The organism is Stenotrophomonas sp. HMSC10F06, assembly GCF_001807865.1.
Classification (GTDB): domain Bacteria; phylum Pseudomonadota; class Gammaproteobacteria; order Xanthomonadales; family Xanthomonadaceae; genus Stenotrophomonas; species Stenotrophomonas bentonitica_A.
The window spans coordinates 183,719-207,284 of the sequence record NZ_KV791291.1 but is presented as its reverse complement, the minus strand read 5'-3'; the positions used below and the strand labels follow the sequence as shown (position 1 = coordinate 207,284).

General features: G+C 65.3%; 23 protein-coding genes. 15 read left to right on the top strand and 8 right to left on the bottom strand.

Annotated elements, in window-relative coordinates:
• Positions 1–4: 4 nt before the first annotated feature.
• The 5 genes from HMPREF3113_RS12890 to ykgO form a co-directional block, all read right to left on the bottom strand.
• On the bottom strand, positions 5–535 hold the full coding sequence (locus HMPREF3113_RS12890) for a GNAT family N-acetyltransferase (RefSeq protein WP_070473153.1): 531 nt from the start codon (positions 533–535) through the stop codon (positions 5–7).
• A 19-nt stretch (positions 536–554) separates the two neighbouring features.
• Positions 555–1,442: a carbon-nitrogen hydrolase gene (locus tag HMPREF3113_RS12885; RefSeq protein WP_070473150.1), complete on the bottom strand. Its 888-nt coding sequence runs from the start codon at positions 1,440–1,442 to the stop codon at positions 555–557.
• Between the two features lie 329 nt (positions 1,443–1,771).
• The gene (locus HMPREF3113_RS12880; RefSeq protein WP_070473147.1) at positions 1,772–2,806 is read right to left on the bottom strand and encodes an agmatine deiminase family protein; all 1,035 of its coding nucleotides are present in this window, start codon (positions 2,804–2,806) and stop codon (positions 1,772–1,774) included.
• Between the two features lie 46 nt (positions 2,807–2,852).
• Complete coding sequence (locus HMPREF3113_RS12875) at positions 2,853–3,179, bottom strand: hypothetical protein (protein WP_019183101.1); 327 nt, start codon at positions 3,177–3,179, stop codon at positions 2,853–2,855.
• 179 nt (positions 3,180–3,358) lie between these two features.
• Positions 3,359–3,484, bottom strand: coding sequence for a type B 50S ribosomal protein L36 (ykgO, locus tag HMPREF3113_RS12870; RefSeq protein ID WP_017355593.1), 126 nt, complete (start codon positions 3,482–3,484; stop codon positions 3,359–3,361).
• A gap of 194 nt (positions 3,485–3,678) precedes the next feature.
• Here ykgO and cmk point away from each other — a divergent pair, with 194 nt between their 5' ends.
• The 8 genes from cmk (at position 3,679) to galU (ending at position 11,988) form a co-directional block, all read left to right on the top strand.
• Complete coding sequence (gene cmk, locus HMPREF3113_RS12865; protein ID WP_046273768.1) at positions 3,679–4,359, top strand: (d)CMP kinase; 681 nt, start codon at positions 3,679–3,681, stop codon at positions 4,357–4,359.
• Positions 4,360–4,553: 194 nt separating this feature from the next.
• Positions 4,554–6,239, top strand: coding sequence for a 30S ribosomal protein S1 (gene rpsA, locus HMPREF3113_RS12860; protein ID WP_019183099.1), 1,686 nt, complete (start codon positions 4,554–4,556; stop codon positions 6,237–6,239).
• Positions 6,240–6,326: 87 nt separating this feature from the next.
• A complete protein-coding gene (locus tag HMPREF3113_RS12855) occupies positions 6,327–6,632 on the top strand; it encodes an integration host factor subunit beta (protein WP_019183098.1) in 306 nt (101 codons plus the stop codon).
• A gap of 103 nt (positions 6,633–6,735) precedes the next feature.
• Positions 6,736–7,020, top strand: coding sequence for a LapA family protein (locus tag HMPREF3113_RS12850; protein WP_019183097.1), 285 nt, complete (start codon positions 6,736–6,738; stop codon positions 7,018–7,020).
• A gap of 6 nt (positions 7,021–7,026) precedes the next feature.
• Positions 7,027–8,205 (top strand): lipopolysaccharide assembly protein LapB, encoded by a 1,179-nt coding sequence (lapB, locus tag HMPREF3113_RS12845; RefSeq protein WP_019183096.1) that lies wholly within the window; start codon positions 7,027–7,029, stop codon positions 8,203–8,205.
• Between the two features lie 18 nt (positions 8,206–8,223).
• Complete coding sequence (locus HMPREF3113_RS12840) at positions 8,224–9,183, top strand: MraY family glycosyltransferase (protein WP_070473225.1); 960 nt, start codon at positions 8,224–8,226, stop codon at positions 9,181–9,183.
• A 16-nt stretch (positions 9,184–9,199) separates the two neighbouring features.
• Positions 9,200–11,107 (top strand): polysaccharide biosynthesis protein, encoded by a 1,908-nt coding sequence (locus HMPREF3113_RS12835; RefSeq protein ID WP_046273767.1) that lies wholly within the window; start codon positions 9,200–9,202, stop codon positions 11,105–11,107.
• The gene (galU, locus tag HMPREF3113_RS12830) at positions 11,107–11,988 is read left to right on the top strand and encodes a UTP--glucose-1-phosphate uridylyltransferase GalU (protein ID WP_019183093.1); all 882 of its coding nucleotides are present in this window, start codon (positions 11,107–11,109) and stop codon (positions 11,986–11,988) included. Before HMPREF3113_RS12835 ends, galU begins: the two co-directional genes overlap by 1 nt.
• 249 nt (positions 11,989–12,237) lie before the next feature.
• On the opposite strand, the gene HMPREF3113_RS12825 is transcribed toward galU, so the two are convergent.
• From HMPREF3113_RS12825 to HMPREF3113_RS12815, 3 genes are all read right to left on the bottom strand, one after another.
• Complete coding sequence (locus HMPREF3113_RS12825) at positions 12,238–13,446, bottom strand: acetyl-CoA C-acyltransferase (protein ID WP_070473144.1); 1,209 nt, start codon at positions 13,444–13,446, stop codon at positions 12,238–12,240.
• A gap of 69 nt (positions 13,447–13,515) precedes the next feature.
• Positions 13,516–15,888 (bottom strand): 3-hydroxyacyl-CoA dehydrogenase/enoyl-CoA hydratase family protein, encoded by a 2,373-nt coding sequence (locus HMPREF3113_RS12820; protein ID WP_070473140.1) that lies wholly within the window; start codon positions 15,886–15,888, stop codon positions 13,516–13,518.
• Positions 15,889–15,931: 43 nt separating this feature from the next.
• Positions 15,932–16,594, bottom strand: coding sequence for a TetR/AcrR family transcriptional regulator (locus HMPREF3113_RS12815; protein ID WP_019183090.1), 663 nt, complete (start codon positions 16,592–16,594; stop codon positions 15,932–15,934).
• Between the two features lie 321 nt (positions 16,595–16,915).
• Between HMPREF3113_RS12815 and ndk the strand changes: the two genes are divergently transcribed.
• From ndk to der, 7 genes are all read left to right on the top strand, one after another.
• Entirely contained in the window at positions 16,916–17,341 is a 426-nt protein-coding gene (ndk, locus tag HMPREF3113_RS12810; RefSeq protein ID WP_008265389.1) for a nucleoside-diphosphate kinase, read from the top strand.
• Between the two features lie 67 nt (positions 17,342–17,408).
• Complete coding sequence (gene rlmN / locus HMPREF3113_RS12805) at positions 17,409–18,557, top strand: dual-specificity RNA methyltransferase RlmN (protein ID WP_172838060.1); 1,149 nt, start codon at positions 17,409–17,411, stop codon at positions 18,555–18,557.
• Entirely contained in the window at positions 18,544–19,344 is an 801-nt protein-coding gene (gene pilW, locus HMPREF3113_RS12800; RefSeq protein WP_070427200.1) for a type IV pilus biogenesis/stability protein PilW, read from the top strand. Before rlmN ends, pilW begins: the two co-directional genes overlap by 14 nt.
• Before the next feature lie 6 nt (positions 19,345–19,350).
• Positions 19,351–20,214: a RodZ domain-containing protein gene (locus HMPREF3113_RS12795; RefSeq protein WP_070473137.1), complete on the top strand. Its 864-nt coding sequence runs from the start codon at positions 19,351–19,353 to the stop codon at positions 20,212–20,214.
• Between the two features lie 59 nt (positions 20,215–20,273).
• A complete protein-coding gene (locus tag HMPREF3113_RS12790) occupies positions 20,274–20,912 on the top strand; it encodes a YfgM family protein (RefSeq protein WP_019183086.1) in 639 nt (212 codons plus the stop codon).
• Positions 20,912–22,120 (top strand): outer membrane protein assembly factor BamB, encoded by a 1,209-nt coding sequence (gene bamB, locus HMPREF3113_RS12785; protein ID WP_070473134.1) that lies wholly within the window; start codon positions 20,912–20,914, stop codon positions 22,118–22,120. The genes HMPREF3113_RS12790 and bamB overlap by 1 nt, the downstream gene beginning before the upstream one ends.
• Positions 22,121–22,132: 12 nt before the next feature.
• Positions 22,133–23,524 carry a ribosome biogenesis GTPase Der gene (gene der / locus HMPREF3113_RS12780; RefSeq protein WP_019183084.1) on the top strand — a complete coding sequence of 464 codons (1,392 nt, stop codon included), beginning with the start codon at positions 22,133–22,135 and terminating at the stop codon, positions 23,522–23,524.
• Positions 23,525–23,566 lie beyond the last annotated feature (42 nt).

Sequence of the window (23,566 nt, the reverse complement as noted above, 5' to 3'; positions counted from 1 at the left end):
TGCATCATTCATTCGAAGGGGCGCTGTCGGCACCATCGCCGAGCGCGCGCTGCATCTGGACGGTATCCAGCCAGCGGCCATGCTTGCGGCCGAGGCCGCGGAAAACGCCGACGGTATGGAAACCGAAACGCTCGTGCAGTTTGATGGAGGCGGTGTTGGTCGGCTCGCCGATGACGGCCACCATCTGCCGGTAACCGCGTGCGACGCAGGCATCGATCAGGCCCTGCATCAGCGCGGTGCCGACGCCGCGGCCCTGGAAGGCGGCATCCACGTAGACCGAGTTCTCCACGGTCCACTGGTAGGCGATCCGGCCGCGGTAGGTATTGGCGTAGGCATAACCGGCCACCTGGCCATCGACCTCGGCCACGATGTACGGAAAACCGCGGCCGACGATGTCCTGCATGCGGCGAAGCATCTCCGCCGCCTCCGGGATGTCGTACTCGTAGGTGTTGACGAAGTCGGTCACTTCCACCGCATAGATCGCGGTGATGGCCGCGATATCGGCATCGGTGGCGTCGCGCAGCTGCACGGTCACGGTGGGGTGTCCTGGTCGGTCAGTCGATGTAGCGCTTGAGCAGATCGCCGTAGGCATCGATGCGGCGATCACGCAGGAACGGCCAGATGCGGCGGACGTGTTCGCTGCGCTGCAGGTCCACATCGCAGACCAGGACGGTCGGCTCGCCACCGGCTTCGGCGATGAACTCACCCTGCGGGCCGAGCACATGGCTGTTGCCCCAGAACTGGATGCCCGACGCGCCCAGCGGCGACGCTTCATGGCCGACGCGGTTGCAGCTCAGCACCGGCACGCCATTGGCCACGGCATGGCCGCGGTGACTGAGCACCCACGCATCTCGCTGGCGGCCCTGTTCGTCGCGCTGGTCATCCGGGTCCCAACCGATCGCGGTGGGGTAGAGCAGCAGCTCGGCACCGGCCAGCGCCATCAGGCGGGCCGCTTCCGGATACCACTGGTCCCAGCACACGAGCACGCCCAGGCGACCCACCGACGTGTCGATCGGGGTGAAGCCCAGATCGCCCGGGGTGAAGTAGAACTTCTCGTAGAAGCCCGGATCATCCGGGATGTGCATCTTGCGGTACTTGCCCAGCAGCGTGCCGTCTTTTTCAAAGACCACGGCGGTGTTGTGATACAGCCCGGCCGCGCGCCGCTCGAACAGCGAGCCGACGATCACCACGCTGTGCTTCCTGGCCAATGCGCCCAGGCGCTCGGTGCTCGGGCCGGGGATCGGCTCGGCCAGATCGAACTCCTCGACCGACTCGTGCTGGCAGAAGTACGCACCGTTGTGCAGTTCCTGCAGCAGGATCAGCTTGGCACCCTGCGCGGCCGCTTCAGCCACGCGCGCTTCGATGACGGCCAGATTGGCCTCGGCATCGCCGTGGTTGCGCTCCTGGATCAGGGCGACGGAAAGGGTGTGGCGTGAGCTCATCCGGAGACGGTCCTGCAAGGGGAAAAACGCAGTTTATCGCGGATGGGTGCACGCAGCGTGCTGGCTGCTAAATGGCTGACACCCACGCGTCGGGTAGTGCCGGCCGCTGGCCGGCTCCGCAGCAGCATCGGGACAAGCCCAAGCGCGTGGCTGCGGCGGCTGGGCTGGCGGGTGCGGAGGTGCGGGACGCGCCGTAAACCCTTCCCTGGGAGCTCGTGGGCGCCATCCATGGCGCCCGGACGGTCCCGCACCTCCACACCCGCCATCCCTTCGACAGTGCGTCGGTGGTCTGGCAAACAGCGGTAGCCCACGACCGTTGGTCGTGGCGCTTAAGCCAGCAACCCCGCCGACAGCTGCATCGTGATGCAGTGCAGGCTGCCGTTCTGCCAGATCAGCGAGCGGCACGGCACCGGCACGATCTCGCGGTCCGGATAGGCCTGGGCCAGTACCGCACGCGCGGCCTCGTCGGCAACATCCCCGTAGGCCGGCACCAGCACCGCACCGTTGAGGATCAGGTAATTCGCGTAGGACGCCGCCAGGCGGCGACCTTCGTCGATCACCGGCTGCGCCCACGGCAGCGGGAACAGGCGGTACGGCTGGCCGTCGGCGGTACGCAGCGCCGCCAGTTCGGCGCCCATCGCCTGCAGTTCGGCGTAATGCGAATCGCTGGCGTCATCGCAGGCCTGGTAGACGATGCTGTCGGTCGAAGCGAAGCGCGCCAGGGTATCGATGTGGGCGTCGGTGTCGTCGCCTTCCAGATAGCCATGGTCCAGCCACAGCACACGCTCCTGGGCCAGCCAGGTGGCCAGGTCGGCGCTGAGCGATTCGCGGCTGCGGTCCGGATGACGCTCGTGCAGGCACTGCCAGGTGGTCAGCAGGGTGCCGGCGCCGTCGGTCTCGATGCCGCCGCCTTCCAGGGCGAACGGAATGCTCTGCAGCTCGGCATTGTTGAACAGGCCTGCGGCATGCAGCACGCCGACCAGCTGGTCATCCAGGCTGGCGTCGAACTTGCCGCCCCAGCCGGTGAAGCGGAAGTCCAGCAGGCGGAAGCCACCATCGGCGCGCTTGAGCGTGATCGGGCCGGAATCGCGCAGCCAGGTGTCGTCGTACTGGGCGGTCACGAACCGCACGCGGTCCGTATCGATCCGGTTCGAGCGCAGGCGCGCATCGGCGTACGCCTCCAGGTCGTCATCGGCAACGATGATCACCACCGGCTGGAAGCGGGTGATGGCCGCGACGAGCGCGATGTAGGTGTCCTCGACGTCACCCAGGCGGTCGGCCCAGTCGGTGTCGGCGTGGGGCCAGGCGATCAGGATGGCGGACTGGGATTCCCATTCGGCCGGAAAGCGGAGCGTGTCGTTCATGATCTCGATGCGATGGCCCGCCGTCTGGCGGGCAAAGGGAAAGGGGTCAGCGGATCGGCGGTTTCGGCCCGATCTCGTTGGCGTCGGCGCGGTTGGCCACCACGTCGATCACCTTCTGCTTCTCGAAGTAGACGGTGAACTGCGGGTAGACCCAGCGGTTGATCGTCGGCCACTGTCGCTTCTGCCCGCCGCGCGGTTCCAGGCGCTCGCCCGGGTCGCCGAACCGGGCCTGGACCTGCTGCATGCTCTGGCCGCGGACGGGCAGGGCGATGGCGGGCTTTTCACGGCTGCGGTCGATCAGCAGGGTGTCGGCGTGGGCGCTGGAGATGGCCAGTACGGCCAGCAACGGCAGGGTGGTCAGGTAACGCTTCATCTCGATCTACTCCCCAGTGGTCAAGAAGGTGGAAGGTCCCGCGGCGACAGGTCTGACACCGGCGGTCGTGGCTACCCGGCGATTACAACAAAAATGGCAGCAAAAAGCCGCCCGGAGGCGGCTTTTTGTTCATCACCCGGCCCGGTGAGGGGCCGGTGGCGGCCGTGAGGCCAGCCGGCTCAGCGCTGGCGAGCCTTGAAACGCGGGTTCGACTTGCAGATCACGAAGATCTTGCCACGGCGACGGACGACCTTGCAGTCGCGGTGACGGGACTTGGCCGACTTCAGGGAAGAAAGGACTTTCATTGCATACCTCGGCGTAAACGTTGGATTCGGTTGGAGCGCGGCCGCGATATGCAGATGACAATCGGCAGGTGACGCCCGTTCAAGCCCGCCATTCTACCGGGCTTTTTTCCATCCTTTCAAGTGGTTGCACCAAAAAGGTCTCGGGAGGCCCCGGGCAGGGGCTAGAATGGGCGGTCAATTTTACAGGGAAACCCATGAATCAGCTTCCTTCCGTGCTCACCATCGACGGTCCCTCCGGGGCCGGCAAAGGGACTGTCAGCCGCATTGTCGCACGCCGGTTGGGCTGGCATTACCTGGATTCGGGCGCCCTGTACCGGGCGGTGGGCGTGGCCGCCAGCTGGGCTGATATCGATACCTCCGACGCCTCGGCGCTGGTCCGCTGCACCTTCGACACCCACGTGCGCTTCGTGGAATCGGCCGATGGCGGGCTGCGGGTGCTGGTCAACGAGACCGACGCCACCGACGAGCTGCGCCTGGAGACCACCGGCGCCCTGGCCTCGGCCATCGCGGCCATCCCGGAGGTCCGGGCGGCGCTGAAAGAGCGCCAGCGCGCATTCAGGATGGAGCCGGGGCTGGTGGCCGACGGTCGGGACATGGGGACGGTGATCTTCCCGGACGCCCCATTCAAGGTGTTTTTGACCGCCAGCGCCGAAGAACGGGCCGAGCGGCGGCATAAGCAGTTGAAAGACAAGGGTGTTTCGGTTAACTTTGACGACCTCCTGCGCGAGATCATGGCCCGCGACGCCCGTGATGCACAGCGCACAGTGGCGCCCCTGAAGCCGGCAGACGATGCCGTCGTCATCGACACCAGTGGTATTGGCATCGACGCCGTCGTTGCCAAGGTATTGGATCTGCTTCCGGTTTCGGGTGCCTGATCCGTTGTAAAGGAGGGCCGTCAGTCCATTGACGGTGTCGCACCATCGCAAGGCAACAAAAGCTCCGTCCCGCAATGATGCGTGGCGGTTTTCCTACTTAACACACGACCTGCGTTACCGGGGTCGACCAACAGGCGGGCATCAAGCGGTTCCCTTCGGGGGCCAATGCCCATGTGTCCAACAGAGTAAATCTAATGACCGAATCATTTGCAGAGCTGTTCGAAGCCAGTCAGGCCAATCTGGCCAAGCTGAAGCCGGGCTCGATCGTCAGCGGTGTCGTTGTTGAAGTCCGCGGCGATGTCGTGGTGATCAACGCCGGCCTGAAGTCCGAAGGCATCGTGCCGATCGAACAGTTCCGTAACGACGCTGGCGAGATCGATGTCGCTGAAGGCGACGTCGTCAAGGTTGCCCTCGATTCCATCGAGAACGGCTTCGGTGAAACCGTTCTGTCGCGTGAGAAAGCCAAGCGCGCGATGGTGTGGGACGAGCTGGAAGAAGCGTTGGAAAAGAACGAAACCATCACCGGCCGCATCAGCGGCAAGGTCAAGGGTGGTTTCACCGTGGACATCAAGGATGTCCGCGCGTTCCTGCCCGGTTCGCTGGTGGATGTGCGCCCCGTGCGCGACCCGGCCTACCTGGAAGGCAAGGAGCTGGAATTCAAGCTCATCAAGCTGGACCGCAAGCGTAACAACGTCGTTGTGTCCCGTCGTGCAGTCGTCGAGAGCGAGCACTCGGAAGAGCGCGAGCAGCTGATGGACAAGCTGCAGGAAGGCGCGATCCTGAAGGGTGTCGTCAAGAACCTGACCGATTACGGCGCGTTCGTGGACCTGGGCGGTATCGACGGCCTGCTGCACATCACCGACATGGCCTGGAAGCGCGTGCGCCATCCGTCCGAAGTCGTGAACGTCGGCGACGAGCTGGACGTGCGCGTGCTGAAGTTCGACCGCGAGCGCAACCGCGTTTCGCTGGGTCTGAAGCAGCTGGGCGAGGATCCGTGGGACAACATCGCCCGTCGTTACCCGGCCAACAGCCGCGTCTTCGGCAAGGTCTCCAACGTCACCGATTACGGCGCATTCGTCGAGATCGAGCCGGGCGTCGAAGGTCTGGTGCACGTGTCCGAAATGGATTGGACCAACAAGAACGTCAACCCGTCCAAGGTTGTGCAGGTCGGTGACGAAGTTGAAGTCATGGTCCTGGACGTCGACGAGGAGCGTCGCCGCATCTCGCTGGGCATGAAGCAGGTTGCCGCCAATCCGTGGGAAACCTTCGCTGCCATCCACAAGAAGGGCGACAAGGTGTCGGGCCAGATCAAGTCGATCACCGACTTCGGCATCTTCATCGGCCTGGACGGCGGTATCGATGGCCTGGTGCACCTGTCCGACATCAGCTGGAACACCACCGGCGAAGACGTGGTCCGCAACTTCAAGAAGGGCGACAACCTGGACGCCGTCGTCCTGGCCGTCGATCCGGAGCGCGAGCGCATCAGCCTGGGCGTCAAGCAGCTGGAGCAGGATCCGTTCGGTCAGTACATGGCTGCCAACCCGAAGGGTTCCAAGGTCGAAGGCGTGGTCAAGGAAGTGGACGCCAAGGGCGCTACCATCGAACTGGCTGACGGCATCGAAGGCTACGTGGCCGCTCGCGATGTTGCGAACGAGCGCGTGGACGACGCGACCCAGTTCCTGAAGGTCGGCGACAAGGTGGAAGCCAAGTTCGTGGGCATGGATCGCAAGGGTCGTACCCTGCAGCTGTCGATCAAGGCCAAGGACGACGCGGAAATGCGCGAAGTGCTGGAGGAATACCAGTCCTCTTCGGCTTCCAGCGGCACCACCCAGCTCGGCGCGCTGCTGCGTGCACAGCTGAACGGCAACAAGTCCGAGTAATCGGTCTGTCGCTGTCGTAGTTTCCTGGACGGCCCGGACATCAGTCCGGGCCGTTTCAGGGTCTGAGTTCCTCCCCAAGAGCCCGTAATGACCAAATCCGAGCTGATCGAAATCCTGGCGCGCCGACAGGCGCATTTGAAGTCGGACGATGTCGATCTGGCGGTGAAGTCGTTGCTGGAAATGATGGGTGGGGCGCTGGCCGGCGGGGATCGCATCGAGATCCGCGGGTTCGGCAGTTTTTCGTTGCACTACCGGCCGGCACGGCTGGGGCGCAATCCCAAGACCGGGGAATCGGTCGCATTGCCGGGCAAGCATGTCCCGCACTTCAAGCCGGGCAAGGAACTGCGTGAGCGCGTCAGCGCCGTGGTGCCGCTGGAAAGCGATCCTGCCTGACGGGTCATCCGCCACGGGGCGGATGCATGATTTCCATGGAGTCGGCTGGCAGAGCGGAGTGTTAGTCCGCTACTCTTGAGCCCTACGGAACTGGAGCTGCTGCATGAACGTCGTACGTCTGCTGATCCTGCTGGCGGTTCTGGTGGTGGGTCTCATCATCGGTGCGCTCAACTCGCAGCCGATCATCATCAGCCTGGGCTTTACCCAGATCAATTCCACCACCGGCGTGGCGATCATCATCGCCCTGCTGTCCGGTGCCCTCATCGGCGGCGGCCTCGTGCTCGCCAGCATGGTGATCCCGCTGTACGCCAAACTGCGCCGTGCGCAGAAGGCCGCGCCTGCCGTGGTCGTGGCACCCCCTTCTTCTTCTACATTCGACGGACGCTGAGCGCCGATGGAATTTGTCTCCGAGTGGTTCTGGTTTTTCCTGTTCCTGCCCCTGGCCGCGTTGTCGGGCTGGGTGATCGGGCGTCGTGGCGGTCAGCGCCATGGCGACAACCAGGTCAGCCATCTGTCCAGCACGTACTTCCGCGGCCTGAACTATCTGCTCAACGAGCAGCCGGACAAGGCGATTGAGCTGTTCCTGCACATCGCCGAGCTGGACAAGGAAACCTTCGAGACCCAGGTCGCGCTGGGCCATCTGTTCCGCCGCCGTGGCGAGGTCGATCGTGCGATCCGCCTGCACCAGGGCCTGGTGAACCGCGCCGATCTCAGCGATCAGCAGCGCGTACAGGCCTTGCTGGCCCTGGGCGAGGACTACATGAAGTCCGGCCTGCTCGATCGTGCTGAAACGGTGTTCACCGAGCTGGCCCAGATCGACCAGCGCGCCCCGCAGGCACTCAAGCACCTGATCGGCATCTACCAGGCCGAACGCGACTGGGAAAAGGCGATCGACAACGCCAGCCGTTTCGAAGAAGTCACCGGCGAGCCGATGGGCAAGCTGATCGGGCAGTTCGAATGCGAACTGGCCGAGCGCTACCGTGGCGCCGGCAAGATCGACGAAGCGCGCGCTGCGATCGCACGCGCCTACCAGGCCGATGCGATGTCGGTCCGTGCCGGCATCATCGAAGGGCGCCTGGAGAACGATGCGGGCAATGCCGAAGCCGCCGTGCGCGCCTTCGAGCGAGCCGCGCGCAATGATCCGGAGTACCTGCCCGAAGTGCTGCAGGCGCTGATGCAGAACTACCGCAAGGTCGGTGACCTCGGTGGTGCCCGTGCGTTCCTGTCGGAGATGACCGAGCACTATCGCGGCATCGCCCCGGTGCTGGCGCTGACCCAGCTGATGGAAGAGCAGGAGGGTGTCGCCCCCGCGCGCGCCTATCTCGGTCGCCAGCTCAAGGACCGCCCGTCGGTGCGTGGCGAGTCGGCGCTGATCGACCTGACCCTGGCCGAGGGCGCGGATTCCACCGCCACCCTGCACGATCTCAAGCACATCACCGACCAGTTGCTGGTCCGCAACCCGGCCTACCGCTGCACCCGCTGTGGCTTCGGCGCGCGCACGCATCACTGGCAGTGCCCGAGCTGCAAGGAATGGGGCACCGTCAAGCCGCTGCTCAACTACGCGGTGCTCTGAACCATGATGGTGGGCTGGATGGCAGGGCTGCTGGCGGTGCTGGCGGTATCGGCGGGGCTGACCTGGGCCGCACGGGCGTACGCGCTCCGTCGCAATCTGTTGGATCAGCCGGGCGAGCGCCGCAGCCATGGGGTGGCGACGCCCCGCGGCGGTGGTATCGCGATCGTCCTGACCCTGCTGCTGGCCTGCGCGGTCGCCGCCGTGATCTGGCCCAAGGCCGGAATCTCGCTGGCGGTGTTCGCGCTCGGCCTGGTACTGGTGGCCGGGATCGGCTGGTGGGACGACCATCGGCCGCTGCCGGCGGTCCGCCGCCTGCTGGTCCATGTGCTGGCCTCCGCGCTGCTGGCTGGGCTGGTCTGGCATGCCAGCGGCAACCCCTGGCAGGCGCTGCTGGCCCTGTTGTTCGCCACCTCGCTGATCAACATCTGGAACTTCATGGATGGGATCAACGGCATCGCCACCACCCAGGCGATCCTGGCCGGTCTCGCCTTTGCGCTGGTGCTGCCGCCGCCCTACGGCCTGGCCGGTGTGGTGCTGGGGCTGGCCTGCCTGGGGTTCCTGCCGTTCAACTACCCACGGGCACGCATCTTCATGGGCGATGTCGGCAGCGGGGCGCTGGGCTATGCCATCGCGGCGCTGGTCTGCCTGGCCAGTGTGCACACGGATATCCACTGGTTGCTGTTGCTGGTGCCGCTTTCGGCCTTTCTTGTGGACGCAGGCTTCACATTGCTTTCGCGCATCCTGTCCGGACAGCGCTGGATGGAACCCCACACGCAGCATCTCTATCAGCGCGCGGTGAAAAGTGGTGCAAGCCACACTTTCGTCACCGGGGTGTATCTTGTTTTTGGAATATTCAGTGCGGCAGTGTTTAATGCATGCACGAATTTGCAGCCGAGGTGGGAGGCTGCCGTGGCCGTCGCGTGGTTGATCTTCGCGTACGGCCTTTGGCTGCTCCTGCGCAAGGGAATGCGCAACTAGAAGGAATACGTTGTTTATGACCCCTTGGCAGGACCGACTTACCGGCTTGATGCCGCGCGCGGCCATCGTGGCCCACGACCTGTTCATGGTCTGGGCGTGCTGGCAGCTGCTGCATGCCGGACGCTACTCGATGCTGGCCGACGCGCCGGCATTGCCGCTCTGGAACATCGACACCTCGCTGGTGCTGGTCATCCAGGCAGTGGTGTTCTGGCGGGTGGGTCTGTACCGCGGCCTGTGGCGCTTTGCCAGCGTTGCCGATCTGCTCAACATTTTCAAAGCCAGCTTCATTGGCCTGCTCGCCATCGTGGTGGCCCTGGCGTACAAGCGCTTTGAAGGCGTACCGATGTCCGTGCTGGTCATCTACCCGTTCGCGCTGTCGGCGCTGCTGGGCGCGCCGCGCCTGCTGTACCGCGCATGGAAGGACTATCAGGCGCTGCAGTCCGACGTCACCGCGCGCCGTGTGCTGATCCTGGGTGCCGGCCAGGCGGCCGAGGCCCTGGTCCGCGACCTGCGCCGCTCCGGTGATTTCGAGCCGGTCGGCCTGCTCGACGACGCCCCGCATCTGCAGGGCGCCAAGCTGCAGGGCCTGCCGATCCTGGGCACCCTGGAAGATGCCCCGGCCGTGGTCCGCGAGACCGCCGCCAAGCTGCTGGTGATCGCCATCCCGTCGCTGGATGCCGTGGGCATGCAGCGGGTGGTGGCCATCTGCGAAAGCACCGGCGTGCCGTTCCGGATGGTGCCCAAGCTCAACGACATCCTGCTGGGCCATTCCTTGCCGGGTGAGCTCAAGGAAGTGGCGATCGAGGACCTGCTCGGCCGCAAGCCGATCCTGCCGGACTGGGCGCTGATCCGCGGCTGGCTGGGTGGGCGCACCGTGCTGGTCACCGGCGCGGGCGGCTCGATCGGTTCGGAGCTGTGCCGCCAGTGCGCGCGCCACGGGGCAGGGCGCATCGTCCTGGTGGAGATGAGTGAACTGCTTCTGCTGACCATCGAAGCCGAGCTGCAGCGCAGCTTCCCGGATCTGGTGGTGGAAGCGGTGCTGGGCGACTGCGGTGACCCCGCGGTGATCCGCCATGCGCTGTCGCTGTCGCGGGTGGACTCGGTCTTCCATGCCGCCGCCTACAAGCAGGTGCCGGTGCTGGAGCGCCAGCTGCGCGAAGCGGTGCGCAACAACATCCTTTCCACAGAAACGGTGGCGCGCGCCTGCGTCGAAGCGCGCATCGAGCATTTCGTCTTCATCTCCACCGACAAGGCGGTCGATCCGGTCAACGCGCTGGGCGCCAGCAAGCGCTACGCGGAGATGATCTGCCAGAGCCTGGACCAGAAGACCAGCCACACCCGTTTCGTGACCGTGCGCTTCGGCAACGTGCTGGCCTCGGCCGGCAGCGTGGTGCCGGTGTTCCGCGAGCAGATCCTCAAGGGCGGTCCGGTCACCGTGACCGACCCGGAAGTCACCCGTTACTTCATGACCATTCCCGAGGCCTGCCAGCTGATCCTGCAGGCGGCCGCGTCGGCCTCGCACGGGGCGATCTATACGCTGGACATGGGCGAGCCGGTGCCGATCCGCGTGCTGGCCGAGCAGATGATCCGACTGGCCGGCAAACAGCCCTACAAGGACATCGCCATCGTTTACACGGGCCTGCGGCCGGGCGAGAAACTGCACGAAACGCTGTTCTATTCCGACGAAGATTATCGTCCGACCGCGCATCCGAAGATTCTCGAAGCCGGCGTACGCACGTTCGCGCGTGAGCAGGTATTGGCCAATGTGCCGAAACTGCGCGAGGCGATTGCCAGCTACGATACTGATGCGATCAACAGCATTCTGTTTGCGACCATGCCCGAATTTTCTCCTTTGCAACAGGACGATCACGTCAGCTCTGCTAAAGTGCTCGCCTTTCCGGCGCGTGAGGCCACTAGGTTCTGATGAGCAAGCGTATTCGTAAGGCGGTATTTCCTGTCGCAGGGTTGGGAACGCGATTCCTGCCGGCCACCAAAACCGTTCCGAAGGAAATGCTGCCGATCATTGATCGGCCGTTGATCCAATATGCCGTGGATGAGGCGATCGAGGCGGGCTGTGACACGCTGATCTTCATCACCAACCGTTACAAGCACGCGGTCGCGGATTATTTCGACAAGGCCTACGAGCTGGAGCAGAAACTCGAGCGCGCCGGCAAGCAGGAACAGCTCGAACTGGTTCGCCATGTGCTGCCCAATGGCGTGCGCGCCGTGTTCGTGACCCAGGCCGAAGCGCTGGGCCTGGGCCATGCGGTGCTGTGTGCCAAGGCGATTGTGGGCGACGAGCCGTTCGCGGTGCTGCTGCCCGACGATCTGATCTGGAACCGTGGCAACGGTGCGCTCAAGCAGATGGCCGACGCCAACGAAGCCAGCGGCGCCAGCATCATTGCCGTTGAAGACGTGCCGCATGACAAGACCGGCAGCTACGGCATTGTGGCCACCGAGGCCTTCGACGGCCGCCAGGGCAAGATCAGCGCCATCGTTGAAAAGCCCAAGCCCGAGGACGCCCCGAGCGACCTGGCCGTGGTCGGCCGTTACGTGCTGAGCCCGAAGATCTTCGAGCTGCTCGAAGCGACCGGGACCGGTGCAGGTGGCGAGATCCAGCTGACCGACGCCATCGCCGAACTGCTCAAGAGCGAGCGCGTCGACGCGTACCGCTTCGAGGGCCGCCGCTTCGACTGCGGTACCCACCTGGGTCTGGTCGAAGCCACGATCCGCTTCGCCCTCGACAACGAGAAGCTGGCCGGTCCGGCACGCGAAGTGCTGCAGAAGATGCTGGCAGAGGGCTGAGAACGAGCTGCCCCCGCGCGATGCAGCGGTGGTAGTGCCGGCCGCTGGCCGGCTCTCAAGCAGCAACGGTAGTGCCGGCCGCTGGCCGGCTCCCGTCACAACAGAAAAGGGCAGCCGCGAGGCTGCCCTTTTCGTTTCCCGCCCTGCACCGACCAACGGTCGGCGGCGACCCGTTGCAATGTTGCCGCCGGTCACGCCGGTCATACCCGTTGCATCGGTGCCGACCCGCAGGCCGGCACCGATCAATCCTTACAGCGATTCGAAGATGCCCGCCGCACCCATGCCGGTGCCGATGCACATGGTCACCATGCCGTACTTCTGCTGGCGACGGCGCAGGCCGTGCAGCAGGGTGGCGGTACGGATCGCGCCGGTTGCGCCCAGCGGATGGCCCAGGGCGATCGCGCCGCCCAGCGGGTTGACCTTGGACGGGTCCAGGCCACAATCGCGGATGACGGCCAGCGACTGTGCGGCGAAGGCTTCGTTGAGCTCGATCCAGTCCAGCTGGTCCTGGGTCAGGCCAGCCTGCTTGAGTGCCTTCGGGATCGCGGCGATCGGGCCGATGCCCATCACTTCCGGGCGCACGCCGGCCACCGAGAAGCTGACGAAGCGGGCCAGCGGGGTCAGGCCGTAGTCCTTGATCGCCTGCTCGGAGGCCAGCAGCACCGCACCGGCGCCATCGCTCATCTGCGAGGAGTTGCCGGCGGTGACCGTGCCGCCGAACTGGCCGTTGCGGAACACCGGGCGCAGCTTGGCCAGGCCTTCGGCGGACGAATCCAGGCGCGGGCCTTCGTCGGTATCCACGATCTTGTCGCGGGTGATGATGCGGCGGCCGTCGGCCAGGTCCGGCTGGCGGGTGCGCACGTCGTAAGGGCTGATCTCGTCCTTGAACTCGCCGTTCTGGATCGCGGCGATGGCCTTCTGGTGCGAGGCCAGCGCAAAGGCGTCCTGGTCCTCACGCAAGACCTTCCATTCTTCGGCGACCTTCTCGGCGGTGATGCCCATGCCGTAGGCGATGGCGACGTGGTCATTGTCGAACACGCTCGGGGCCATCGCGATCTTGTTGCCCATCATCGGCACCATCGACATCGACTCGGTACCACCGGCCAGCATCAGGTCCGAATTGCCGAGGCGGATCTGGTCGGCAGCCATGGCCACGGCCTGCAGGCCCGAGGAGCAGAAGCGGTTGACGGTCTGTGCGGCGATGGTGTCCGGCAGGCCGGCCAGCAGCACGCCGATGCGTGCCACGTTCATACCCTGCTCGGCTTCGGGCATCGCGCAGCCGATGATCGCGTCATCGATGCGGTTGACGTCCACGCCCGGCGCCTGCGCGACCACGGAGCGGAGCACGTGGGCGAGCATGTCGTCGGGGCGGGTATTGCGGAACACGCCCTTGGGCGCCTTGCCCACCGGGGTGCGGGTGGCGGCGACGATGTAGGCGTCCTGGATTTGCTTGGTCATTGCAGTGATCTCTCGAATAGGGGTTGGAAGAGGTTGCCGGCCAGCGGCCGGCACTACCGATGTCTTCCGTCAGTTCCGCAGCGGCTTGCCGGTCTTGAGCATGTGCGCGATGCGGGCCTGGGTCTTTTCCTGCTGGGCCAGTTCGACGAAGTGCTTGCGCTCCAGGGTCAGCAGCCACTCCTCGTCCACCAGCGTGCCGCGATCCACTTCGCCACCGCACAGCACGGTGGCGATGCGCACGGCGATCTCGTAGTCGTACGGGCTGATGAAGCGGCCTTCCAGCATGTTGACCAGCATCATCTTGAACGTGGCGATGCCGACGTCACCGGCGACCTGGATGCGGCGGGCCGGCATCGGCGGGCGGTAGCCGCCTTCGGCCAGCGCCAGCACTTCGGCCTTGGCGATGTGCAGCGTCTCGAAGCTGTTGAACACCACCTTGTCGGTGGCGCGCATCAGGCCCAGTTCCTTGGCGTTGACCGCGGAGTTGGAAACCTTGGCCATCGCGACGGTTTCAAAAGTCTTCTTCAGCTCGGCGAACACATCACCGCCCGGACCGGCCGCCTGCGAGGCGCGCACGGCCAGTTCCTTCAGGCCACCGCCGGCCGGCAGCAGGCCGACGCCGGCCTCGACCAGACCGATGTAGCTTTCCAGCGCGGCCACGCTCTTGGCGCTGTGCATCTGGAACTCGCAGCCACCGCCCAGGGCCAGGCCGCGCACCGCGGTCACCACCGGCACCAGCGAATACTTGATCGCCTGGCTGGTGCGCTGGAAGTTGTGCACCATCTCTTCGAACTGATCGACCTTGCCGGCCTGCAGCAGGCCGAGCGCGCCGGCCAGATCGGCACCGGCGGAGAAGGGTTCCTTCTGCTGCCAGATCACCAGGCCCTTGTAGTCCTGCTCGGCGCGCTTGATCGCTTCCTGCAGGCCGTTGAGCACGTGGTCGGACACGGTGTTCATCTTGGTTTTGAAGCTGACCACCGCGATGCCGTCACCGTCGTGCCACATGCGCACGCCGTCGTTTTCAAACACGGTTTCGCCCGGGCTGAAGTTCTCGCCCAGCAGCGGATCCGGGAAGCGCTGGCGCTGGTACACCGGCAGCGCCGAGCGCGGCAGCTTGGCATTGCGCGACGGGCTGTAGCTGCCCTCGGCGGCGTGCACGCCATCGCGGCCATCGAACACCCAATCCGGCAGCGGCGCATTGCTCATGCTCTTGCCAGCGACGATGTCGTCGGCGATCCACTGTGCGACCTGCTTCCAGCCGGCGGCCTGCCAGGTTTCGAACGGGCCCAGCGACCAGCCGTAGCCCCAGCGGATGGCCAGGTCCACGTCGCGCGCGGTCTCGGCGATGTCGGCCAGGTGGTAGGCGCTGTAGTGGAACAGGTCGCGGAAGGTCGCCCACAGGAACTGCGCCTGCGGATGCTGGCTTTCGCGCAGCTTGGCGAACTTCTCGGCCGGGTTCTTGATCTTCAGGATCTCGACCACTTCCGGCGCGGCGGCTCGGTCGGCCGGACGGTAGTCCTGCTTCTCCAGGTCCAGCACCATGATGTCCTTGCCGACCTTGCGGAAGATGCCGGCACCGGTCTTCTGGCCCAGCGCGCCCTTGGCGATCAGTGCGTCCAGCCACTTGGGCGATTTGAAGAATTCATGCCACGGATCGTTGGGCAGGGTGTCGCCCATGGTCTTGATCACGTGCGCCATGGTGTCCAGGCCGACCACGTCGGAGGTGCGGTAGGTCGCCGACTTCGGGCGGCCGACCAGCGGGCCGGTCAGGCCGTCCACTTCATCGAAGCCCAGGCCGAATTCCTGCGTGTGGTGGATGGTGGACAGGATCGAGAACACGCCGATGCGGTTGCCGATGAAGTTCGGGGTGTCCTTGGCATACACCACGCCCTTGCCCAGGGTGGTGACCAGGAACGCTTCCAGGCCTTCCAGCACGGCCGCGTCGGTGGTGGTGGCCGGGATCAGCTCGGCCAGGTGCATGTAGCGCGGCGGATTGAAGAAGTGCACGCCGCAGAAGCGGTGGCGCAGCTGCTCGGGCAGCACGTCGGCGAGCTTGTTGATGCCAAGGCCGGAGGTGTTGGAGGCCAGCACCGCGTGATCGGCCACGAACGGGGCGATCTTCTTGTACAGGTCCTGCTTCCAGTCCATCCGTTCGGCGATGGCTTCGATGATCAGGTCGCAGTCCTTCAACTGCTCCAGGCCGGTCTCATAGTTGGCCGGCGTGATCGCCTCGGCGTAGGACTTGCTGGCAAGCGGGGCAGGGCTGAGCTTGCCAAGGTTGGCAATCGCCTTGAGCACGATGCCATCGGCCGGACCTTCCTTGGCGGGCAGGTCGAACAGCACCGTGTCGACGCCGGCGTTGGTCAGGTGGGCGGCGATCTGGGCGCCCATGACACCGGCACCCAGCACGGCGGCACGGCGGACTAGCAGGGAATTGGACATGTCGATAAGCCTTTGTTGTCTGGAAGCCGGTCAGCGCCCGGCTCTACGGGGTGGAAAGGGAGGACGTCGAAGCGCTCGAGGCCGCGCTGGCGCGGAATCCGGCTTCGGCGAAATGAATCAGTTCCTGGGCGGCATGGGCACGATGCGCCGCTTCGGTGACACCGGCGGGTCGCTTGATCAGGCCGAAGTCGGCCATGGCATAGGTCAGCGAGCCGGCGAGGAAATCCAGGCGCCAGTACAGCTCCTCCTTGCTGAGCTCCGGCACGCAGGCGGAGATCGCCTTGCCGAAGTCGCGCAGGACGTGGCCGTAGTGATCGGAAAGGAACTTGCGCAGGTTGTCGTTCTTCTCCGCGTAGGCGCGGGCGATGACGCGCACGAAGGCGCCGCCGGTCTGGCGGTCCTGGGCCATGGCCAGGGCCGGCTCCACGAAGGCGGCCAGCACCGGGCGCAGTTCACCGGGGTGCTCGCGGCGGGCGCTGTCCAGCTGGCTCAGCCGGGCCGAGGTCATTTCATCCATGCGGCGACGGAACACCTCGTTGACCAGGTTCTCCTTGGACCCGAAGTGATAGTTGACCGCGGCGATGTTCACATCGGCCTGGCTGGTGACCTGGCGCAGCGAGGTGCCCGCGAACCCGTGCAGGGCGAACAGTTCCTCGGCGGCGCCGAGAATGCGGTCCTTGGTGGAGAAGTGGGCAGGTTTGGCCATGGGGCAGGGCAGTTCAATCAAACGATTGTTTGATATTAGACCCGTGGCTGCGCGTCCGCATTGTGCGGCGCAGCAGGAAGAGGGATTCGTTCATCCGCCGCTGTGTCGTGCCGGCCCGTGGCTGCCAAGCCCCGGAACTGCCTGAACGGGGCGCGCTACCCCGTCCGGTCCACGCCTGCCACGCATGGCGTGGCACTACCGGAGATGGGGAGGACACGTTAGAATTGGCGCACGTATATCAGGCTAAGCCCGCGTTTTGACGCGGGTTTTTTTCATGTTAACCTCGGGCCGATCAAGTGGCCCGCCCTACGGAGTATTCCCATGGCGCTGGAGCGCACCCTTTCCATCATCAAGCCGGACGCCGTCGCCAAGAACGTCATCGGTGAAATCTACGCCCGCTTCGAAAAGGCCGGCCTGAAGGTCGTCGCCGCCAAGTACAAGCAGCTGTCGCGCCGTGAAGCCGAAGGCTTCTACGCCGTGCACCGCGAGCGTCCGTTCTTCAACGCGCTGGTCGAGTTCATGATCTCCGGCCCGGTGATGATCCAGGCGCTGGAAGGCGAGAACGCCGTGCTGGCCCACCGCGACCTGCTGGGCGCCACCAACCCGAAGGAAGCCGCCGCAGGCACCATCCGCGCCGACTTCGCTGAATCCATCGATGCCAATGCCGCCCACGGCTCGGACTCGGTTGAGAATGCCGCGATCGAAATCGCTTATTTCTTCGCCGCGACTGAAGTCGTCTCGCGCTGAGAGTGATGCCGTGAACGAGGTCGTACAGCCAACCGCCATCCCATCCGTGCTCGTTCCGGGCCCGGCTGTGGCCAAGCAGAACCTGCTCGACCTCGATCGCGAGGGTCTGGAGCGCTTCTTCGCCGAGACACTCGGCGAAGCGCGCTACCGTGCCCATCAGGTGATGAAGTGGATCCACCATCACTACGTCACCGATTTCGATGAAATGACCGACCTCGGCAAGGCGCTGCGCGCCAAGCTCAAGCAGCATGCCGAGGTGCTGGTTCCGAACATCGTGTTCGACAAGCCCTCCGCCGACGGCACCCACAAGTGGCTGCTGGCGATGGGTACCGATGGCAAGAACGCCATCGAGGCCGTATACATCCCGGACAAGAACCGCGGCACGCTGTGCGTGTCTTCACAGGTCGGCTGCGCGCTGAACTGCACGTTCTGTTCGACCGCTACCCAGGGCTTCAACCGCAACCTCTCCACCGCCGAGATCATCGGCCAGGTGTGGGTCGCGGCGCGCCATCTGGGCAACATCCCGCACAAGCAGCGTCGTCTCACCAACGTGGTGATGATGGGCATGGGCGAGCCGTTGATGAATTTCGACAACGTCGTGCGCGCCATGAGCGTGATGCGCGACGATCTGGGCTACGGCCTGGCCAACAAGCGCGTGACGCTGTCCACCTCCGGCCTGGTGCCGCAGATCGACCGCCTGTCCACCGAGAGCGACGTGTCGCTGGCGGTATCGCTGCATGCGCCCAACGATGCACTGCGCGAGACCCTGGTCCCGCTCAACAAGAAGTACCCGATCGTCGAGCTGATGGCCTCGTGCGCACGTTACCTGCGCGCCAACAAGCGCCGCGAATCGGTCACCTTCGAATACACCCTGATGAAGGGCATCAATGACCAGCCCGAGCACGCCCGCCAGCTGGCGCGGTTGATGCGCCAGTTCGACAACGCCGTGCAGGCCTCGAACTCGGGCAAGGTCAACCTGATCCCCTTCAATCCGTTCCCGGGCACGCGTTACGAGCGTTCCGGCGAAACCGAAATCCGCGCCTTCCAGAAGATCCTGCTCGATTCGCAGGTGCTGACGATGGTGCGGCGTACCCGTGGCGACGATATCGATGCCGCCTGTGGCCAGCTCAAGGGCCAGGTGATGGACCGTACGCGCCGCCAGGCCGAGTTCAACAAAACGCTGCAGGACGGGAAAAACCGGGATGCCGCTGCCTGATCGCCGATTGCCAGCCGTTGTTTTCTTCGCGCTGGCATTGGCCGGCTGTGGCAAACAGCAGGGGATCAAGCCGCCGTCCGGTCCACTCGAGGTCGCGCCGACCTACGAGGCCCGCGACAACCCCGAGATCCGCAAGCGGGTGAACTACCAGGACCAGATGGTCCTGGCTGGCGAATCGCTGCGCGCGGGCGCCCCGGATGCCGCCGAGAAGCGGGTGCGGGCCGCGATGAAGATCGATGCGCGCCGCCCCGAGGCCTACATGCTGCTGGCGGCGATTGCCACCCAGCGCGGCAACGAGGCCGAAGCCGGGCGCCTGTACGGCAAGGCGGCCGAGCTGGGCCCCGAGCGCGGCGACGTTCTCAACAATTATGGTGCCTGGCTATGTGCTCATGGCCAGCCGGCCGAGTCGCTGGCCTGGTTCGACCGGGCGCTGCAGGCCCCGGGCTATACCACCCCGGCCTCCGCCCTGGCCAATGCCGGGGGCTGTGCACTGGACGCAGGCCAGCCCGCGCGGGCGGTTCGGGACCTCCGGCGGGCGCTTGAGATAGATCCCGTCAATGCCTACGCGCTGGAGTCGATGGCCCGCAATGAGTACGCCGAAGGGCGTTATTTCGAGGCCCGCGCCTTTTCGCAACGGCGTTTGACGGCTGCACCGGCCACACGTTCCGTGTTACAACTTGCCTCTCAAATCGAGGCGCGGCTTGGCGACAGCGTGGCATCCGGTCGCTATCTGCAGCGAATTCATGACGAATTTCCGCAGGATGCGGCACCTAATCCCCGGGGTTGAAGCATTGTGATTGATGACCAGACTGTGAACGCTTTTGATACTGCGGCCGGTTGCGGAGCTCGTCTTCGCCAGGCCCGGGAAGCGGCCGGACTGACCCTGGAGGCCGTGGGGCAGCAGCTGCGCATGCCGGTCCAGGTAGTGAAGTCCCTTGAAGAAGAGCAGTGGCAGCGCCTTGGCGCGCCGGTCTTCGTCCGTGGCCAGCTGCGCAGTTATGCCCGCCTGCTGAAGGTGGACATCGACGACATCCTCGAGCAGGCCCATATCGGGCCGATCGTGCCGCCACAGCTGGTCAGCCATACCCATACCCCGCGCGCCCGCCGCATTGCCGAGAGCCTGGGCCGTCGCGTCCTGTATGTCGGCATCACCGCGGTGCTGGCCGTGCCGGTCTGGTTCGCCACCCGGGGTCATTTCGATGGCACCGCCACCACCCCGAACACCGCGTCGCTGGATGTGATCCCGGCGGCGGTCCCGGTGGCCGGCGGTGACGCCCCGCAGGCGGCTGCACCGGCCACGGCCGAGACGGCCAAGCCGTCGGCCCCGGCAGCGCCGTACCTGGCGTCGCTGACCCCGGTCCCGCGTCCGGCCGCCGCGCCGGCAGCGCCGGCTGGTGCACTGAGCCTGCAGTTCAAAGGCGACAGCTGGGTGGATATTTCCGGGCCCGACGGCACCACCGTCGAAAAGGCCCTGATCAAGTCGGGCGAGACCCGCAGCTTCGCGCCAGGCCAGGTAGCCCGCATGGTGCTGGGCAATGCATCGGCGGTCGAGGTTCAGCAGGCCGGCACTATCGTCGACCTTTCGCCGTACCAGCGAGCCAACGTGGCACGCTTTACGGTATCCTCTGACGGCTCCGTGGTCCCAGTTTCGCACTGAGCCGCGTTTCCCCAATCCAATTCAAATAGCTCCTCCTCATGGGCGGGGCGAGAGTACGCATGGCGATCGACGACCTGCTCGACGAGCACGAACAAAGTGAACGCGTCCGCGGCTGGCTGCGGAAGAACGGTGTCAGCATCCTCGCTGGCGTAGCCATCGCGATCGGTGGCATCTGGGGCTGGAAAGAGTGGCAGACCCGGCACAGCAACAGCCTGGCCGGCGCCAACGTCCAGTACCAGATCGTCCTCAAGAGCCTGGAAGAAAAGGATCTGGAGCAGGCCGCCAAGGGTGTGAAGGACCTGGAAAGCGGCAAGGCCAACATCTACGCTGATCTGGCTGCCCTGCAGCTGGCCAAGGCCCAGGTCGATGCCGGCAAGAACGAAGACGCGCTGGCGACCCTGCGCGCGATCAAGGCCGACCCCGAATTCAAGCCGGTGATCGAGCAGCGCGTTGCGCGCCTGCTGGTGGCCACCGGCAAGACCGAAGATGCGATCAAGCAGCTCGGTACCGCGACCGACAGCGCCAGCCTGGAAATCCATGGCGATGCACTGATGGCGCAGGGCAAGCGTGATGCCGCCCGCGAGCAGTATGAGAAGGCGCTCAAGACGCTGGACGTGGCAGCGCCCCAGCGGCGCCTGCTGGAAACCAAGTTGACGGATGCCGGTGGCACCGTCACCGATCCTGCGGAGTCGGTGTAATGAATCAGATGGTCATGATCAAGCGCGTTGCCACGGTTGCCCTGTTGGGCATGGCCCTGACCGGCTGCAGCACGATGAAGGGCTGGTTCGCCGGCAAAGATGCTGCGGCCAAGAAGGCACTGGAACCGGCCGAGCTGGTGAAATTCGATGCCACCGCCAAGGTCGACAAGATCTGGACGGCCAACGTCGGCAAGGGTGAGAAGCGCATCGGCGTTCGTCAGGGCCCGGTGGTCGCCGATGGTCGCGTCTACGCGGCCGCCATCTACGGTGGCGTGCATGCCATCGACCTGCAGACCGGCAAGAAGATCTGGACCTACGAACCGGCCAAGGTCAAGAAGCAGCCCAAGCTGCGTCTGTCCGGTGGCCCGGGCGTGGGTGACGGCCTGGTCGTCATCGGCACCCTGGATGGTGAAGTCATCGCGTTGAACGCGGCCGACGGCACCGAGAAGTGGCGTGCCAAGGTGCCGGGTGAAGTCATCTCCGCCCCGGCCGTGGGCCAGGGCATGGTCTTCGTGCGCAGCAACGACGGTCGCGTGACCGGTCTGGATGCCGAGAACGGCACCCAGCGCTGGTTCAACCCGCGTGAGCTGCCGGCGCTGACCGTGCGTGGCAACGCGCCGGTCGTCACCGGCCCGGGCGTGCTGTTCATCGGCAACGACGACGGCTCCATCGCCGCGCTGGCCATGCAGGACGGCCGCACGCTGTGGGACCAGATGGTCGGCACCGGCGAAGGCCGTACCGAGCTGGAGCGCATGGCCGATATCGACGGCGCCCCGGTGCTGGAAGGCAATACGCTGTTCGTCAGCAGTTTCAAGAACCAGACCATGGCGATCGAAGGCCCGACCGGCCGTCCGCTGTGGGCACGTGATCATGGCGGCGCCGGTGGCGTGGCCCTGACCTCGGGCAATGTGTTCGTCACCGACAACAAGGGCGGCGTGTTCGGCCTGGACAAGGCCAGCGGTTCGGCCATGTGGTCGCAGATGGGCCTGGCCCGTCGTTCGCTGACCGGTCCGGTCATCCACGGCGATTACGTTGTGGTCGGTGATTACAAGGGGTATCTGCACTGGTTGCGGACCGATAACGGTGAGTTCGCGGCGCGCGCCAAGAGTGGCGGCGACGCCCTCCTGGCCCAGCCGGTAGCTGCCGATGGGGTGCTGCTGGTGCAGAACGTTGATGGAAAGCTGACCGCGTTCCGGTTGGCACAATAAGGAGTTACCGCGATGCTGCCCTTGGTCGCCCTGGTTGGACGGCCGAATGTCGGCAAGTCCACGCTGTTCAATGCGTTTACCCGTACGCGCGACGCGCTGGTCCATGACCAGCCCGGCGTGACCCGGGACCGTAATTACGGTGTTTGTCGTCTTGATGAAGACCACCCGTTCCTGGTGGTCGATACCGGCGGTATCGCCGGTGAAGAAGAAGGTCTGGCCGGAGCTACCGCCCGCCAGGCCCGCGCTGCCGCCGCCGAGGCGGACCTGATCCTGTTCGTGGTCGATGCCCGTGAGGGCCCGATGGACGACGAGATCCTGTCCTGGCTGCGCAAGCTGGCCCGTCCGACCCTGCTGCTGATCAACAAGATCGACGGCATGAACGAAGACACCGTGCGTTCGGAATTTGCCCGTTACGGCTTCGGCGAAATGCTGACCGTCTCGGCCGCGCACCGTCAGGGCCTGGATGATCTGCTGGACGAGGTCGTGGAACGGTTGCCGGAAGAGGGCACCACCGAGACCCTGGACACCGATCCGAACCGCATCCGCATTGCCTTCGTCGGCCGCCCCAACGTGGGCAAGTCGACGCTGGTCAATCGTCTGCTCGGCGAGGAGCGCATGATCGCCTCCGAAGTGCCCGGTACCACCCGTGATTCGATCGCGGTGGACATGGAGCGCGACGGGCGTGAGTACCGCCTGATCGATACCGCCGGCCTGCGTCGCAAGGCGCGTGTCGAGGAAGTGGTCGAGAAGTTCAGCGTCATCAAGACCCTGCAGGCCATCGAGCAGTGCCAGGTCGCGGTGCTGATGCTCGATGCCTCCGAAGGCGTGACCGATCAGGACGCCAGCGTGCTCGGCGCGGTGCTTGATGCCGGCCGTGCGTTGGTGGTGGCGATCAACAAGTGGGATGGCCTGACCGATTACCAGCGCGAGCAGGCTGAAGCGCTGGTGTCGCGCAAGCTCGGCTTCGTGCCGTGGGCCGAAGTGGTGCGCATCTCGGCCAAGCACGGCTCGGGCCTGCGTGAGCTGTTCCGCTGCATCCACGCCGCGCATGCCTCGGCGACGCATGAGTTCAGCACCAGCGAAGTCAACAAGGCGCTGGAAACGGCCTACGAGACCAACCCGCCGCCGGCGATCCGTGGTCACGTGTCCAAGCTGCGCTACGTGCATCCGGGCGGTTCCAACCCGCCGACCTTCATCGTCCACGGCACCCGTCTGAAAGACCTGCCGGAGTCGTACAAGCGCTATCTGGAAAACTTCTTCCGCAAGCGCTTCAAGCTGGTCGGCACGCCCGTGCAGTTCATCTTCCGCGAGGGTGTGAACCCGTACGAAGGCAAGAAGAACGTGCTCACCGAACGTCAGCTCAAGCGCAAGCGGCGCTTGATCAAGCACGTCAAGGGCAAGTGATGCAGAAAAGAGCCGGCGCAAGCCGGCTCTTTTCATTGGGGC

Bases quoted from the DNA above. Each gene is read 5' to 3' on its own strand.
- HMPREF3113_RS12885 (WP_070473150.1), bottom strand. From the start codon at position 1,442: ATGAGCTCACGCCACACCCTTTCCGTCGCCCTGATCCAGGAGCGCAAC.
- HMPREF3113_RS12880 (WP_070473147.1), bottom strand. From the start codon at position 2,806: ATGAACGACACGCTCCGCTTTCCGGCCGAATGGGAATCCCAGTCCGCC.
- HMPREF3113_RS12875 (WP_019183101.1), bottom strand. From the start codon at position 3,179: ATGAAGCGTTACCTGACCACCCTGCCGTTGCTGGCCGTACTGGCCATC.
- ykgO (WP_017355593.1), bottom strand. From the start codon at position 3,484: ATGAAAGTCCTTTCTTCCCTGAAGTCGGCCAAGTCCCGTCACCGCGAC.
- cmk (WP_046273768.1), top strand. From the start codon at position 3,679: ATGAATCAGCTTCCTTCCGTGCTCACCATCGACGGTCCCTCCGGGGCC.
- rpsA (WP_019183099.1), top strand. From the start codon at position 4,554: ATGACCGAATCATTTGCAGAGCTGTTCGAAGCCAGTCAGGCCAATCTG.
- HMPREF3113_RS12855 (WP_019183098.1), top strand. From the start codon at position 6,327: ATGACCAAATCCGAGCTGATCGAAATCCTGGCGCGCCGACAGGCGCAT.
- HMPREF3113_RS12850 (WP_019183097.1), top strand. From the start codon at position 6,736: ATGAACGTCGTACGTCTGCTGATCCTGCTGGCGGTTCTGGTGGTGGGT.
- lapB (WP_019183096.1), top strand. From the start codon at position 7,027: ATGGAATTTGTCTCCGAGTGGTTCTGGTTTTTCCTGTTCCTGCCCCTG.
- HMPREF3113_RS12840 (WP_070473225.1), top strand. From the start codon at position 8,224: ATGGCAGGGCTGCTGGCGGTGCTGGCGGTATCGGCGGGGCTGACCTGG.
- HMPREF3113_RS12835 (WP_046273767.1), top strand. From the start codon at position 9,200: ATGACCCCTTGGCAGGACCGACTTACCGGCTTGATGCCGCGCGCGGCC.
- galU (WP_019183093.1), top strand. From the start codon at position 11,107: ATGAGCAAGCGTATTCGTAAGGCGGTATTTCCTGTCGCAGGGTTGGGA.
- HMPREF3113_RS12825 (WP_070473144.1), bottom strand. From the start codon at position 13,446: ATGACCAAGCAAATCCAGGACGCCTACATCGTCGCCGCCACCCGCACC.
- HMPREF3113_RS12820 (WP_070473140.1), bottom strand. From the start codon at position 15,888: ATGTCCAATTCCCTGCTAGTCCGCCGTGCCGCCGTGCTGGGTGCCGGT.
- HMPREF3113_RS12815 (WP_019183090.1), bottom strand. From the start codon at position 16,594: ATGGCCAAACCTGCCCACTTCTCCACCAAGGACCGCATTCTCGGCGCC.
- ndk (WP_008265389.1), top strand. From the start codon at position 16,916: ATGGCGCTGGAGCGCACCCTTTCCATCATCAAGCCGGACGCCGTCGCC.
- pilW (WP_070427200.1), top strand. From the start codon at position 18,544: ATGCCGCTGCCTGATCGCCGATTGCCAGCCGTTGTTTTCTTCGCGCTG.
- HMPREF3113_RS12790 (WP_019183086.1), top strand. From the start codon at position 20,274: ATGGCGATCGACGACCTGCTCGACGAGCACGAACAAAGTGAACGCGTC.
- bamB (WP_070473134.1), top strand. From the start codon at position 20,912: ATGAATCAGATGGTCATGATCAAGCGCGTTGCCACGGTTGCCCTGTTG.
- der (WP_019183084.1), top strand. From the start codon at position 22,133: ATGCTGCCCTTGGTCGCCCTGGTTGGACGGCCGAATGTCGGCAAGTCC.